The organism is Frigoribacterium sp. Leaf44 (assembly GCF_001421865.1).
In the GTDB taxonomy this organism is placed as follows: Bacteria; Actinomycetota; Actinomycetes; order Actinomycetales; family Microbacteriaceae; genus Frigoribacterium.
Map to the genome: position 1 here is coordinate 919,235 of NZ_LMLG01000006.1, position 12,968 is coordinate 932,202.

Here is a 12,968-nt window from a genome sequence, read left to right on the forward strand (position 1 = left end):
GGCGACGCGCTCGTACGTCGTGAGCGCGTCGTACGACTTCGCCGGGCCGCGCACCGTCCACCGCTCCTCGAACGACGTCGGCGAGAGCACCCGGGTCTCGACCAGGTAGCTGTCCGGGGCGCACGGGTGGTGCGCCTCCCAGGCCCCCGACCGCAGGTCGAGGTCGACGAAGTGTCGGCCGTCGGCGAAGCGCACGTCGAGCGACCCGTCACCCCGGGACGCATAGCCGAGCCGCCGGGTGGCGGGTGTCCGCCGGTCGGCCACGACGAGCTCGCCGGCCTCGTCGTAGGTCGCCACGAGGTCGGAACCCGCCCGCGCCTCCTCGATGGTCGCCGTCCCGTCGAACCGGGCGTGCTCGCCGGTGCGGTGGTCGTCGATGTCGCGCGTGACGGCCCATCGGCCGAGCAGCAGCGCCAGCGTCTCAGCCGGCATGCCGGTCGAGGAACTCGTAGACCTCGGTGTCCTCGACGCCGGGGAAGGTGCCGGACGGCAACGGTGCCAGCACGTGCGCGTGCAGGCGGGCGCTGGGCCAGGCCGCGTCGCGCCACCTCGACGTGAGTCCTGCCGGGGGACGACGGCAGCACGACTCGTCCGGGCAGGTCGAGGTCTCGCGACGCTCGGTGTCGCGTCCGCGGAACCACTTCGCGTCGGCGAACGGCACGCCCACCGTGATCGAGAACTCGTCGTGCTCGGTCGTGCCGGTCTGCGACGCCGACCAGAAGGTGCCGGCCGGGGTGTCGTCGTACTGGTAGTGCTCGGTGGTGCGGTTCGTCCGGGCGAAGGCCGTGCGGGCGGCCCAGTGCCGGCAGACCAGCTGGCCCTCGACGGCCCCGGTGACGTCGGTCGGCAGGGGCAGCCCGTCGTTCTCGGCCGCCTTGGCGATCGCTCCGTCGCCCGTCACCCGCAGGAAGTGCATGCGGATGCCGAGGTGCGACGTCAGCAGGTTGCTCATGCGCATCGCCGCCGCCTCGTGGGTGACGCCGAAGCCGTCGCGGAAGTCCTCGACCGAGAGGTCGCGCTGTGCCTTGGCCTTCTGCAGTGACTCGACCGCTGCCCTGAGCGGCATGAGGCAGGCCGACGAGAAGTAGTTGATCTCGAGCCGCTGCTTGAGGAACTCGGCGTAGGTCGAGGGTCGTTCGTGGCCGAGCAGACGGTGCGCCATCGCCTGCAGGGCCAGCGCCCGCAGGCCGTGACCGCCCGGGATCGAGGCGGGTGGCAGATAGATGCGCCCGTTGGCCAGGTCGATCACCGAGCGGGCCGAGTGCGGCAGGTCCGAGACGTGCATGATCTCGAGCCCGAGGCTCCGGGCCATGCGGCTCACGCTGCTGTGTGACAGGGCGCCCGAGGTGTGGCCCACGGTGCCGAGCAGGTCGGCCGCCGCCTCCTCGACGTAGGGCAGGTGGGAGTCACGCCCGCGCATCCAGAGCCGCAGCTCGGTGTTCGCCCGCCGCGCCTCCTCGGGGGTGGCGCTGGCCTCGCTGTGCCGACGGGCGAGCTCGCGGTGCAGCCCGAGGATCGTCTGCAGCACCGGCGTGCTCATGCCCTTGTTCGCCTTCACGTCGGGCAGGCCGAGAGAGCGGTACAGCGACCCGCGCTGCGCCTGCGCCAGCTCGATCTCGAGGGCCGCCCGCTCGCTCGGCGGCTCGGCGGCCAGCAACGTCGCGAGGGGCACGTCGAGGGCGTCCGAGAGAGCTCGGACCAGGCCGATCTTGGGCTCGCGACGACCCGTCTCGACGAGCGAGAGCTGACTGGCGCTGACCTCGACCCGAGCCGCGAGCTGATCGAGGGTCAGGCCCCGGGTCGTGCGGGCGTGCCGCACCGCCTGGCCGAGCAGCAGGGGGTCGGCGTCGACCACGGGGCACCCCTCTCGGGAGGTCGTCTTTGACGAGGGCGAAAGAACACCCGATCTTTACGCATCGGGCATCTGCAGATCAAGGGTGTGGGCGTTCATCGTGGAGAAACACCCCTTTCGACGACGAGAGAAGAGAACATGGCACCGGCCCCCACCGCCGCGACGGAACCGCTCGACGACACCACCGCCCGGTACGACGACCGCCAGGACGAGTGGGCCGGGCGCGTGGCGCTCGCCGAGGCGATGATCCCGGTGATCGGTCGGCTGTGGCGTCGAGACGGCGTGGTCGTGTCGATCCACGGACGCAGCCTCCTCGACCGGTCGCCGGTCGGCGTGCTCAAGCTGCACCGTTTCGCCCGCCAACTCGACGACCACGTGCTCGATCCCGTCGAGACCCTGAAGGTGCTGCAGCTGCTCGACGGCCTCGAGCTCGGCCCGGCGTCGATCGACCTCGCCCGGCTGAGCGCCCGGCACCGGGCCGCCCTCGTCGAGCAGCCCGAGAGGTCGCTCGTCGACGTCGTGAACGTCGAACTCGCCGAGGTGGTCGGACGCCGCGGCGACGGTGGGCCCCCGCCCCGCGACGTCGTGCTCTACGGCTTCGGCCGCATCGGTCGGCTCGTCGCACGGCTGCTGATCGAGCACGCCGGCGAGCGCGGCGGTGCGCGGCTCCGGGCGGTCGTCGTGCGTCGGGGGTCGGCCGACGACCTCGTCAAGCGGGCCAGCTTGCTGCGGCGCGACTCGATCCACGGCCCGTTCGCGGGCACGATCGTCGTCGACGAGACGGCCGACACGATCGTGGCGAACGGCACGACGATCCAGGTGATCTACTCGGACGACCCCGCGACGGTCGACTACGAGCGGTACGGCATCCGCGACGCGATCGTCGTCGACAACACGGGCCGGTGGCGCGACGAGCCGTCGCTGCGACGACACCTGGAGGCGCGGGGCACGTCACGCGTGCTGCTCACGGCCCCCGGGAAGGGCGCGATCCCGAACGTCGTGTTCGGCGTGAACCACGAGACGGCGGGCGACGACGTCGTGGTCGCCGCGGCGTCCTGCACGACGAACGCGATCACGCCGGTGCTGGCCGTGCTCGACGACCGCTGGGGCGTCGAGTCGGGACACGTCGAGACCGTGCACGCGGTGACGAACGACCAGAACCTGACGGACAACTTCCACCCCGGCGACCGGCGGGGGCGGTCGGCGTCGCTCAACATGGTGCTGACCGAGACGGGTGCGGCGAAGGCCGTCGCCAAGGCGTTGCCGCAGCTCGCCGGGCGCCTGACCGGAAGCGCGATCCGGGTGCCCACGGCGGACGTCTCGGTCGCGGTGCTCAACCTGCGGCTGAGGACGCCCGTCGAGCGTGACGAGCTCAACGCGCACCTGCGTCGGGCCTCGCTCGACTCGCCCCTGCGCCGCCAGATCGACTACGTCGAGTCGCCCGAGGTCGCGTCGACGGACTTCGTCGGCTCGCGCCACGCGGGCGTCGTGGACGGGCTCGCGACGGTGGTGTCCGGGGACGGGGACGGGGACGGGGACGGCGACGGGGCGGGCGACCACGGCTCGGGCCGCCGGGTCGTGCTCTACGTCTGGTACGACAACGAGTTCGGCTACAGCTGCCAGGTCGTCCGCCTGCTCGAGCACCTCGCCGGCGGCACGCCCCCGTCCCTGCCCCGTCCAGCCCGAGCCACCTCAGCACCGACCGACGACCTGCTCGACCTGACCCTGGAGGCCACGCGATGATCACCACCCGACCCCTCGACCCCGGCGTCCTCGGCGACGCGACCCGCGCCTCCTCGGCTCTGCCTCCGGCACCCACGACCGACTGGGCGCGGGCCGCGCGGCGCCGCCACGTGCCCGCCCCGTCGTGGGCTCCCCGCACCCTGGTCGCGTGGGTCGCCGAGCAGGTCGACCTGCTCGAGCCCGACGGTGTGCAGTGGATCGACGGCTCGGACGCCGAGGCCGAGCGGCTGACGGCCGACCTCGTCGCGACCGGGGCGCTGATCCCGCTGAACCCCGACCTGCGTCCCGGCAGCCACCTCGCCCGGACCGACCCCGGCGACGTCGCCCGCGTCGAGGACCGCACCTTCATCTGCACGACCGATCCCGCGGGCGCCGGCCCCACCAACAACTGGCGCGAGGCCGGGGCCATGAGGCGCGAGCTCCGGCCGTTCTTCGCCGGCTCGATGCGCGGGCGCACGATGTTCGTCGTGCCGTTCAGCATGGGCCCGGTCGGCGGCCCGTTGTCGCAGCTCGGCGTGCAGCTGACCGACTCGGCCTACGCCGTGCTCAACCTGCGCATCATGGCGCGCGTCGGTTCCGAGCCGCTGGCCGCGTTCGGCGGTGCCGACGGAGACGTGCCGTTCGTGCGCGGCGTGCACAGCGTCGGATACCCCCTGCGCGACGCCGACGGCACCGCGCGTGACGACGTGGCGTGGCCGTGCAACGAGACGAAGTACATCACCCAGTTCCCCGAGACGCGCGAGATCTGGTCGTTCGGCTCGGGCTACGGCGGCAACGCGCTGCTGGCCAAGAAGTGCTTCGCGCTGCGCATCGCGTCGACGATGGGGCGCGACGAGGGCTGGCTCGCCGAGCACATGCTGCTGATCAAGGTCACCAGTCCCGAGGGGCGGGCCGTCCACGTCGCCGCGGCGTTCCCCTCGGCCTGCGGCAAGACCAACCTCGCGATGATGCAGCCCACCCTGCCCGGCTGGCGGGTCGAGACCCTCGGCGACGACATCACCTGGATGAAGCCCGGCGCCGACGGTCGCCTGTGGGCGATGAACCCCGAGACCGGCTTCTTCGGGGTGGCCCCCGGCACGGGTGAGGCGTCGAACCCCATGGCCGTCCGCACCCTGCACGCGAACACGATCTTCACCAACGTGGCGCTGACCGACGACGGCGACGTCTGGTGGGAGGGGCTGACCGACGAGGCGCCCGCGCACCTGACCGACTGGCAGGGGAACGACTGGACCCGCGCCTCCTCGTCCCCGGCCGCCCACCCGAACTCGCGCTTCACCGCGCCGGCCGAGCAGTGCCCCTCGCTCAGCTCCGATTGGGATGCGTTCGACGGCGTACCGCTCGACGCGATCGTCTTCGGCGGGCGACGGGCGACGAACGTGCCGCTCGTGACCGAGGCGCGGTCGTGGCGGCACGGCGTGTTCGTGGGCGCGACGGTGGCGTCCGAGCAGACCGCGGCGGCCGAGGGCGTCGTCGGCGAGCTGCGGCGCGACCCGTTCGCCATGCTGCCGTTCTGCGGCTACGACATGGGCGACTACTTCGCGCACTGGCTGCGGCTCGGGGCGGAGCTCGGCGATCGGGCGCCGCAGGTGTTCCAGGTCAACTGGTTCCGCAAGGGGGCCGACGGCTCGTTCCTCTGGCCCGGCTTCGGCGAGAACTCGCGGGTGATCGCCTGGATCGCGGGTCGCCTGGCGGGCACCGCCGACGCCGTCGAGACGCCGCTCGGCCTCGCCCCCGCACCGGGAGCCCTCGACCTGACCGGCCTCGACCTCACCGAGGAGGCGCTGGCCGAGTCGTTCGCGGTGCCCACGGACGCGTGGCTCGCCGAGTGCGACCTCACCGACGAGTTCTTCGACGGGTTCGGGTCGACGCTGCCGGACGCGCTGCGCCACGAGCTGGCCGCCCTGCGCGCCCGGCTCGAGGCCGCGTAGCCGCCCGCACGCCTGCCGAGGAGTCACGACAGGCCGCTCACGTCCACACCTGAGCGGCACGTCGTGACGTCTCGCCGGGCCCGACGACTCCCGTCGCCCGTGATCAGCGGGTGACGGGGCCGGGGCTCCGCGTCGTGGGGACGCGGGGCCCCCTCGCACCACACCATGGGCCGACCTCTGCCCCATGTAGCAGGTGGGTCTCGCCGCCACGAACGAAACACCCCGCCACGGGATCTCGTGGCGGGGTGTTTCGTTCGTGGCGGCGTAGCGGACGGAGCCGGCCGCTAGTGGCGGGTCGGGTCGTCCGAGTCCTTGGCGACCGTGACCTTCTCGCCGTCGATCTCGTCGCGCTTGGCCTTCTGGGCGTCGCCGCGGGTCTTGGCGAGGCTGGCGATCGTGGCGACCGTGATGGTGGCGCCGATGAACAGCAGCGAGAACCAGATCGGGATCTCGGGCACCCAGAGCAGCGGTTCGCCGCCGTTGATGAACGGCACCTCGTTGACGTGCAGGGCGTGGAAGACGAGCTTCACGCCGATGAACGCGAGGATGATCGCGAGACCCTGCGACAGGTAGACGAGACGCTCGAGCAGTCCACCGATCAGGAAGTACAGCTGGCGCAGCCCCATCAGGGCGAAGGCGTTGGCGGTGAAGACGATGTAGGCCTCGTTGGTGAGCCCGTAGATCGCGGGGATCGAGTCGAGGGCGAACACCAGGTCGACGAAGCCGATCGCGATGACGCAGAGCAGCAGCGGCGTGACGAAGCGCTTGCCGCCCTTCTTGACCGTGAACTTGTCCTCGTGGAACTCGTCGTCGACGGGCAGCACGCGGCGGGCGATCTTGACGAAGGCGTTGTCGGCCGCGTTGCCGCCGTGGTCGCCCTTGATCTGCTGGTAGGCCAGCACGAAGAGCAGGGCGCCGAAGAGGTAGAAGACCCACGAGAAGTTCTCGATCAGGGCGGCGCCGGCGGCGATGAAGCCCGCACGCATGATCAGCGCGATGACGATGCCGATCATCAGCACCTTCTGCTGGTACATGCGCGGCACGGCGAACCCGGTCATGATCAGCAGGAAGACGAACAGGTTGTCGATCGACAACGCCTTCTCGGTGAGGTAGCCGGCGAAGTACTCGCCGCCGAAGCCCCAGCCGCTGACGAAGCCGATGCCGACGCCGAACAGCAGCGCGAGACCGATGTAGAACGCCGACCAGCGGGCGGACTCGCCGATCGTCGGCTCGTGCGGCTTGCGCACGTGGGTGAAGAACTCGAACACGAAGAACGCGATGGTGACGGCGATCGTGATGAGCCAGGTGGTCAGTGAGACGTCCACGGGGATGCTCCGGGTGGGTCGGGCTGATGAGGCGGGTCGGGCTGAGCGGCACGAGTGGCCGGACAGCGGAGAAGGCTCCTGACGAGCGGAGAAAGCTCCTGAGAAGACGGTACGTGGGGGTCCGCTGGGGGCGTGCCCTCAAGCGACCGTGACAGTGCTGAGAAGCTGCAGTGCGTGCAAGGCTCGGGCCCTCGTCAGCGAGGCGTCCGCAGGGTCGGTTGCGTTGCAGGATGTGGACGCGACAGCGGCGGCAGGTGCACCCCGGCCAGCATGCAGCGCACCGACCCTCCGGCCAGCTCGATGGTGGGCACGTCCAGGGGCAGGGGCCGGGCGTGCCTCGAGATCGTCCGGCGCTGCGCCGTCGTGAGGGACGCCCAGCCGCGTGCCGAGATCGCCAGTACGGGTCCGTCGGCCCCCGCCAGTTCGAGGGCGTTGCCGGCGAACTCGCCGAGCTGGGCGCGGGTGAGGGCGACCACCTCGCGTCCGGAGGCCGTCAGGCGCTCGACCACGCGCCTCCGTTCGCTCGTCGACTCGATCGATTCGAGGCCGACCAGGGCGAACCGCGACGCCACGCTCATCATGACGTTCGTGTGGTAGATCGGCACGCCGGTCGCGTCGGTCGCGCTGAAGGTCACGGGCTCGTGTCCGAGGTCGGAGCAGACCAGGGCGACGGCCGCCCGGTCGGCCCGGTGTGAGAGCGCGACGTAGGCGACGCGCCCGACGTGGTCGAGGACGAGCGCCCCGGTGCCCTCGACGACGATCCCGCGCCGTTCGAGCGGCGAACGGTCGAGCACCTCGGTCACGAGGTACCGCTCGCGCAGCAGGTCCACCACGTCCGTCCGTCGCTCGCCCCGGCGGTTCGGCGAGTGCATGGGGTAGAGCACCACCCGGCCGTCGTCGTGGGTCGAGAACCAGTTGTTCGGGAACACCCCGTCGGGCCGGTCGGTCCGCTCGTCGTCGACGAGGTGCACCGTGACGCCCGCCGCGCGCAGTGCCTCGGCCGCCCGGGTCACCTCGTCGAACGCACGTGCCGCGAGCTGGGCCCGGGTCGCGTCCACCTCGGCCGGGTCGGTCTGGAACGCGTTGTCGGCCGCGGTCTGCGGGTTCGGCGTGAAGTGGTGCGGCCGCACCATCACGACCGCGGCGGGCGACTGGACGGCCGTCCGCGCCTCCTCGTCGGCGCTTCGGGTGCGCGAGGAGGCGCGGAGTGCGGGGGACGCCGCCGACGTCACCGCGGCGGTGGCCGGGGACGAGGAGGCGCGGGGCGGGGGAGCGACGGTCGTCACGACGGTCTCGGCGCTGTTCGTGCGGCGGGTGCCGGTCCGGGTCGGCCGACGACTCAGACGCCGACGGGCCGACGGGCGGCGACGAGGCCGAAGAGGTCCTTCGGGTCGTCGGGATCGGCGACGAGGTCGATCTCGACGGCGTAGTCCGTGCCCACGACGTCCTCGCGCAGGTACTTGAGGGCGCAGACGTCCTCGATGGCGAAGCCGACCGAGTCGAAGATCGTGATCTGCTCGTCGCTCGTCCGCCCGGGGCGCTGCCCGGCGACGACCTGCCACAGTTCGGTGACGGCGAAGTCGGCCGGCTGGTGCTGGATCTCGCCCTCGACGCGGGTCTGCTCGGGGTACTCGACGAAGACGTCGGCCCGGAGGAGCGTCGCGGGGTCGAGCTCGGTCTTGCCCGGGCAGTCGCCGCCGATCGCGTTGACGTGGACGCCGGGGCGGACGGCCTCGTCGGGCAGCACGATCGCGTTCTGCTTGTCGGCCGTGCAGGTCGTGATGACGTCGGCGCCGTCGGCCGCCTCGCCGGGGCTCGCGCACACCGTGATGTCGAAGCCGAGCGGCTCGAGGTTGCGGACGAACTTCGCGGTGGCGCGGGGGTCGACGTCGAACACGCGGACCGTCTCGAGTCCGAGGGAGGCGCGCATCGCCAGGGCCTGGAACTCGGCTTGCGAACCGGCGCCGATCAGGGCGAGCACGCGCGAGTCGGCCCGGGCGAGGCGCTTGGCGGCCATGGCGCTCGTGGCGGCGGTGCGGAGCGCCGTCAGGATCGTCATCTCGGCGAGGAAGGTCGGGTAGCCCGTGTCGACGTCGGCGAGCACGCCGAAGGCGGTGACGGTCTGGTAACCGCGGCCGGGGTTCGACGGGTGGCCGTTGACGTACTTGAAGCCGTAGGTCTCGCTGTCGCTGGCCGGCATCAGCTCGATGACGCCGATGGGGCTGTGGGAGGCGACGCGGGGCGACTTGTCGAAGGCGGGCCACCGGGCGAAGTCCCGCTCGAGGGCGGTCACCATGCCGCTGGTGATCGGGCCGACCCCGCGGTCGGTGACCCATCGGATCATGTTCTGCACGTCCACGAAGCGCACCACGGCGACCTCCTCCTGCTCGGCCCGGCTCGGTCGTCGCGTCCGGGTGGCACCACGTTAGGACTGGGCGATGTGCAGCCACAATCACCATCGAGCGCCATTCCGCTCGTCCGATCGCGCGTTCTGCGCGGTCGTGCTGTACGTTTCGGGTCATGGCGGATCTCGACGAACTCGACCGGCGCCTCCTGGCGGCCCTGCGGGTCGACGCGCGCGAGTCGGCGGCGAGCCTCGCGCGGCGGTTGGGCGTGACGCGGGCGACGATCACCTCGCGGCTCGACCGGCTCGAGGCGACGGGCACGGTGCTCGGCTACACCGTGCGGGTGCGCGAGGCCGACGACCCCGACCTGATCCGTGCCATCGGCTTCATCGAGATCGAGGGGCGGTCGACCGACCACGTCATCCGGCAGCTGCGGGGCTTCCCCGAGGTGGCGTCGCTCCACACGACGAACGGCGGGTGGGACCTCGTCGCCGAGCTGCGCACGTCGTCGCTCGGCGAGTTCGATCGCGTGCTGGCCCGCATCCGCAGCGTCGAGGGCGTCGTCAACAGCGAGACGAGCCTGCTGCTCAGCTCCGTCCTCCGCTGACCCGGTGCCCGCGGACCGCGACCTCCGCGCTCAGGCCGCGCCGCGCCTCCCGGCGACGATGCTCTTGAGGGCCTCGTCGAGGTGAGGGTGCTCGAATTCGTACCCGGCGTCGACGAGGCGCTCGGGCAGCACCCACCGGCTCTTGAGCACGAGCTCGGTCTCCGTGCGGAGCACGGCCGTGCCGAGCTCGAGCATCCACCGCCAGGCCGGCAGGCCGAACGGCACGCCCAGCACGCGGCGGAGGGTGCGCATCACGGTGCGGTTGTCGCTCGGGTTCGGGGACGACAGGTTGAGCGGGCCCTCGACGGACGAGTCCGCACGGGCGAAGCGGATCGCCCCGAGCACGTCGTCGACGTGGATCCAGCTGAACTTCTGCCGCCCACCGCCCCGGCCCTCGTGGTGGTACGTCCCGGCCGCGAGCCGTGCCCGGGTGGCCGGCCACGGGCCGTCGAACTGCGGCCCGCCGAGGCCCGCCCGCACGAGGTTCATCAGCGGGACGAGTGCGCTGCCGTCGCCCAGCACGATCGCCATGCGCAAGGCGACGCGACGGGTGGCGGGCAGCTCGCCCGAGAAGAACTCGGCCTCCCACGCGGTGGCGACGTCGACCGAGAACCCCGAGCCGATCTCGCCGCCCGACTCGGTCATCGGGCGGTCCTCGGCGTGGCGGTAGATCGTCGCCGTCGACGAGTTCATCCAGACCCGAGGAGGCGCGGCGCACGCGAGCACCGCCTCCTTCAGTTCGCGTGTGGTCTCGACGCGTGACCGCACGATCTCGGCGCGGTTCTCGGGGCCGTAGCGGCAGTTCACGCTCTTGCCCGCGAGGTTGACGAGGAGGTCGGCCCCGTCGAGCAGGGCGGTGATGCCGGCGGTGTCGCCCCACGACGCGTCCGGTCCGTGGCGACCGATCAGGCTGACGCGGGCACCCTCGGCGCGGAACGCGGCCGCGAGGTGCTGCCCGATGAAGCCGCTGGCTCCGGCGAGGACGATGTGGTCGGTCATGGGGCTCACGCTAGGGGACCGGTCGGTCCCCGTCCGCGCGATCCCTCGACATCGAGCAGACCTCACGTGTGGGGTGCCCGTTAGCCTCGTCGGCATGAGCCATCCCCTGGTGACCGCTGCCGAGCTCGACGCGACCCTCACGGGTGGGGGAGCGGTGCGCCTGCTCGACGTCCGGTGGCGGCTCGACCGCCCGGACGGCCTCCCCGCCTTCCGCGAGGGGCACCTGCCCGGCGCGGTGTACGTGGACCTCGACTCCGAGCTCGCCCGGCACGGCGCGCCCGTCGAGGGGCGGCATCCGCTGCCCGACCGGGCCGACCTGCAGGCCGCCGCCCGCCGGTGGGGGCTTCGCGACGGGGACGCCGTCGTCGTCTACGACGACCTCGGCGGGCAGTCGGCGGCTCGCGCGTGGTGGCTCCTGCGGGCCTCGGGCATCGCCGACGTGCGCTTGCTCGACGGCGGGCTCACGGCCTGGACGGACGCGGGCCTTCCCCTCGAGCAGGGCGACGCGGACGTCGTGCCCGGCGACGTCACCCTCGGCGACGATCCGTGGCCCGTGATCGACGCCGACGCGGCCGCCTCGTGGTCGCGCACCGGTGTGCTGGTCGACAGTCGGGCCGCCGAGCGCTACCGCGGCGACGTGGAGCCCGTCGACCCGCGGGCCGGTCACGTCCCGGGTGCCGTCAACCTGCCGACGGCGGGCAACCTCGACTTCACGGGTCGGTTCGTCGACGCCACCGCGCTGCGCGCCCGGTTCGAGGAGGCGGGGGTGACGCCCGCGACACCGGTGGCCGTCTACTGCGGCTCGGGCATCACCGCGGCCCACAACGCTTTGGCCGCGACGATCGCCGGGTTCGACCCGGTGCTCTTCGCCGGTTCGTGGAGCGCCTGGTCGAACGACCCCACGCGCCCCGTCGCCACCGGCGGCCGCCCCGGGTGACCGAGGGACGGGGCCGCGGTCAGTCGGCGTGACCGGGGACGGGGACGTCCGTCCGGTCGTCGACCACGGCGTCGACGGCCGTGAGGCGCAGGGCGTCGATGCCGTTCATCGCCGCGCCCTTCTGCTTGTAGCCGCCGGACGAGGCGAGGACCTCGCCGTTGCCTGCCGTCAGGACGAAGCGGTACTCGCCCGAGGTGTCCTGGGTGACGACGAAGGTGCCTGCCATGTGGGTCCCCTTGCACGAAGTGGTGCACGCGCTCTGCGTGGCGACAGCATAGGGCCGCACCCCGACCGAGGGGCGACCCGCGTCGCGGAGCCGACCGGCGCCTCCTCGTGTGCGGTCACACCGACCGTTTGACATGTGAAATGCCACGTGACATACTGGATGAGTCGGTGCGGCCGCCCGCGAGTCTCGTCCCCCCTCCGAGACCGGGCGGCCGCACCGGTCCGTCTCGGTCTCGCACCGAGCACACGAGAGCGCCCGGCCCCGGATGGCAGTCGCGGTGTCGGGCGCTCTCGTCGTTCCCGGGCGACGGCCCGGGGTCAGGTGCTGCGTCAGTCGGCCAGCAAGACCGCCATCGCGCCCTTCAGGGCCTCGCGGTCGCGGCGCAGCTTGGCGACCTCGGCCTCGAGTTCGGCGACGCGCTCGGCCGTGGCGGTCGACCCCGAACCCGGGGGCCGACCCCGGCGGGGGGTCGCAGCGGTCGAGGGGGCGGCCTCGTCGTCGTCCGAGGTGACGTCGAGTTCCCTCTCGACCGCGTCGTCGGGTGCCGGCGTCGGGGTGATCGACCGCTCGTGGGCCCGGATCCATCCGCGCAGGGACTGCTCGCCGACCTCGAACTCGGACGCCGTCTCGCGGATGATCGCCCGGTTGCCCGGCTCGGCCTCGCGACGTTCGAGCACCCGGGCGAGCGACTTCTCTCGCGTCTCGTCGCTGTACTTCTGTTCGAAAGGCATGTGCGCTCCTGGTGTCGAGACACGGTGTCGTGTCAGCTCTTTGAATAGCCCCCGTGATGACCGTACTGTACGTTCACGTGGGAGCGCTCGGTTATGACGACAACTCACGTAACCGATCGTGTCGCGCATCATGACGGATGACGTAACACCAACATCGATGGGCATCGTGTGTCGCCGACGGGTCCATCGACGTGAGGACGGCCCGGCGTGACGACTCGCGACGGAACCGCCCGTCCTCCGGGTGTTGTCGAGGCGGACCGCTTAAGGTGTCAGGG

12 protein-coding genes are annotated in these 12,968 nt (G+C 72.1%); 4 read left to right on the top strand and 8 right to left on the bottom strand.

The window, feature by feature from the left end:
* Positions 1 to 432: DUF6314 family protein (locus ASE87_RS12850; protein WP_162235886.1), on the bottom strand; the 432-nt coding region annotated here is incomplete at its 3' end.
* Positions 422 to 1,855: a helix-turn-helix domain-containing protein gene (locus ASE87_RS12855; protein ID WP_056229023.1), complete on the bottom strand. Its 1,434-nt coding sequence runs from the start codon at positions 1,853 to 1,855 to the stop codon at positions 422 to 424. The genes ASE87_RS12855 and ASE87_RS12850, both read right to left, overlap by 11 nt.
* A gap of 135 nt (positions 1,856 to 1,990) precedes the next feature.
* Between ASE87_RS12855 and ASE87_RS12860 the strand changes: the two genes are divergently transcribed.
* Positions 1,991 to 3,595: a glyceraldehyde-3-phosphate dehydrogenase gene (locus ASE87_RS12860; RefSeq protein ID WP_082452599.1), complete on the top strand. Its 1,605-nt coding sequence runs from the start codon at positions 1,991 to 1,993 to the stop codon at positions 3,593 to 3,595.
* Positions 3,592 to 5,523 carry a phosphoenolpyruvate carboxykinase (GTP) gene (locus ASE87_RS12865; RefSeq protein WP_082452600.1) on the top strand — a complete coding sequence of 644 codons (1,932 nt, stop codon included), beginning with the start codon at positions 3,592 to 3,594 and terminating at the stop codon, positions 5,521 to 5,523. Before ASE87_RS12860 ends, ASE87_RS12865 begins: the two co-directional genes overlap by 4 nt.
* Positions 5,524 to 5,807: 284 nt before the next feature.
* On the opposite strand, the gene ASE87_RS12870 is transcribed toward ASE87_RS12865, so the two are convergent.
* The 3 genes from ASE87_RS12870 to ASE87_RS12880 all read right to left on the bottom strand — a co-directional run bounded on the left by ASE87_RS12870 (position 5,808) and on the right by ASE87_RS12880 (position 9,219).
* The gene (locus tag ASE87_RS12870; RefSeq protein ID WP_043594751.1) at positions 5,808 to 6,848 is read right to left on the bottom strand and encodes a TerC family protein; all 1,041 of its coding nucleotides are present in this window, start codon (positions 6,846 to 6,848) and stop codon (positions 5,808 to 5,810) included.
* Positions 6,849 to 7,042: 194 nt separating this feature from the next.
* A complete protein-coding gene (gene ctlX / locus ASE87_RS12875; RefSeq protein ID WP_200925474.1) occupies positions 7,043 to 8,134 on the bottom strand; it encodes a citrulline utilization hydrolase CtlX in 1,092 nt (363 codons plus the stop codon).
* A 53-nt stretch (positions 8,135 to 8,187) separates the two neighbouring features.
* Positions 8,188 to 9,219, bottom strand: coding sequence for an ornithine cyclodeaminase (locus ASE87_RS12880; protein ID WP_056229026.1), 1,032 nt, complete (start codon positions 9,217 to 9,219; stop codon positions 8,188 to 8,190).
* A 149-nt stretch (positions 9,220 to 9,368) separates the two neighbouring features.
* Between ASE87_RS12880 and ASE87_RS12885 the strand changes: the two genes are divergently transcribed.
* Positions 9,369 to 9,800 (top strand): Lrp/AsnC family transcriptional regulator, encoded by a 432-nt coding sequence (locus ASE87_RS12885; protein WP_054146944.1) that lies wholly within the window; start codon positions 9,369 to 9,371, stop codon positions 9,798 to 9,800.
* A gap of 30 nt (positions 9,801 to 9,830) precedes the next feature.
* On the opposite strand, the gene ASE87_RS12890 is transcribed toward ASE87_RS12885, so the two are convergent.
* Positions 9,831 to 10,799 carry an epimerase gene (locus tag ASE87_RS12890; RefSeq protein ID WP_056229028.1) on the bottom strand — a complete coding sequence of 323 codons (969 nt, stop codon included), beginning with the start codon at positions 10,797 to 10,799 and terminating at the stop codon, positions 9,831 to 9,833.
* A 94-nt stretch (positions 10,800 to 10,893) separates the two neighbouring features.
* On the opposite strand from ASE87_RS12890, the gene ASE87_RS12895 reads away from it, so the two are divergent.
* A complete protein-coding gene (locus ASE87_RS12895) occupies positions 10,894 to 11,736 on the top strand; it encodes a sulfurtransferase (RefSeq protein WP_056229030.1) in 843 nt (280 codons plus the stop codon).
* A 19-nt stretch (positions 11,737 to 11,755) separates the two neighbouring features.
* On the opposite strand, the gene ASE87_RS12900 is transcribed toward ASE87_RS12895, so the two are convergent.
* Positions 11,756 to 11,962: a DUF1508 domain-containing protein gene (locus tag ASE87_RS12900; protein WP_043594758.1), complete on the bottom strand. Its 207-nt coding sequence runs from the start codon at positions 11,960 to 11,962 to the stop codon at positions 11,756 to 11,758.
* A gap of 329 nt (positions 11,963 to 12,291) precedes the next feature.
* Entirely contained in the window at positions 12,292 to 12,693 is a 402-nt protein-coding gene (locus ASE87_RS12905) for a hypothetical protein (RefSeq protein WP_056229033.1), read from the bottom strand.
* Positions 12,694 to 12,968 lie beyond the last annotated feature (275 nt).

Bases quoted from the DNA above. Each gene is read 5' to 3' on its own strand.
- ASE87_RS12860 (WP_082452599.1), top strand. From the start codon at position 1,991: ATGGCACCGGCCCCCACCGCCGCGACGGAACCGCTCGACGACACCACC.
- ASE87_RS12865 (WP_082452600.1), top strand. From the start codon at position 3,592: ATGATCACCACCCGACCCCTCGACCCCGGCGTCCTCGGCGACGCGACC.
- ASE87_RS12885 (WP_054146944.1), top strand. From the start codon at position 9,369: ATGGCGGATCTCGACGAACTCGACCGGCGCCTCCTGGCGGCCCTGCGG.
- ASE87_RS12890 (WP_056229028.1), bottom strand. From the start codon at position 10,799: ATGACCGACCACATCGTCCTCGCCGGAGCCAGCGGCTTCATCGGGCAG.
- ASE87_RS12895 (WP_056229030.1), top strand. From the start codon at position 10,894: ATGAGCCATCCCCTGGTGACCGCTGCCGAGCTCGACGCGACCCTCACG.
- ASE87_RS12900 (WP_043594758.1), bottom strand. From the start codon at position 11,962: ATGGCAGGCACCTTCGTCGTCACCCAGGACACCTCGGGCGAGTACCGC.
- ASE87_RS12905 (WP_056229033.1), bottom strand. From the start codon at position 12,693: ATGCCTTTCGAACAGAAGTACAGCGACGAGACGCGAGAGAAGTCGCTC.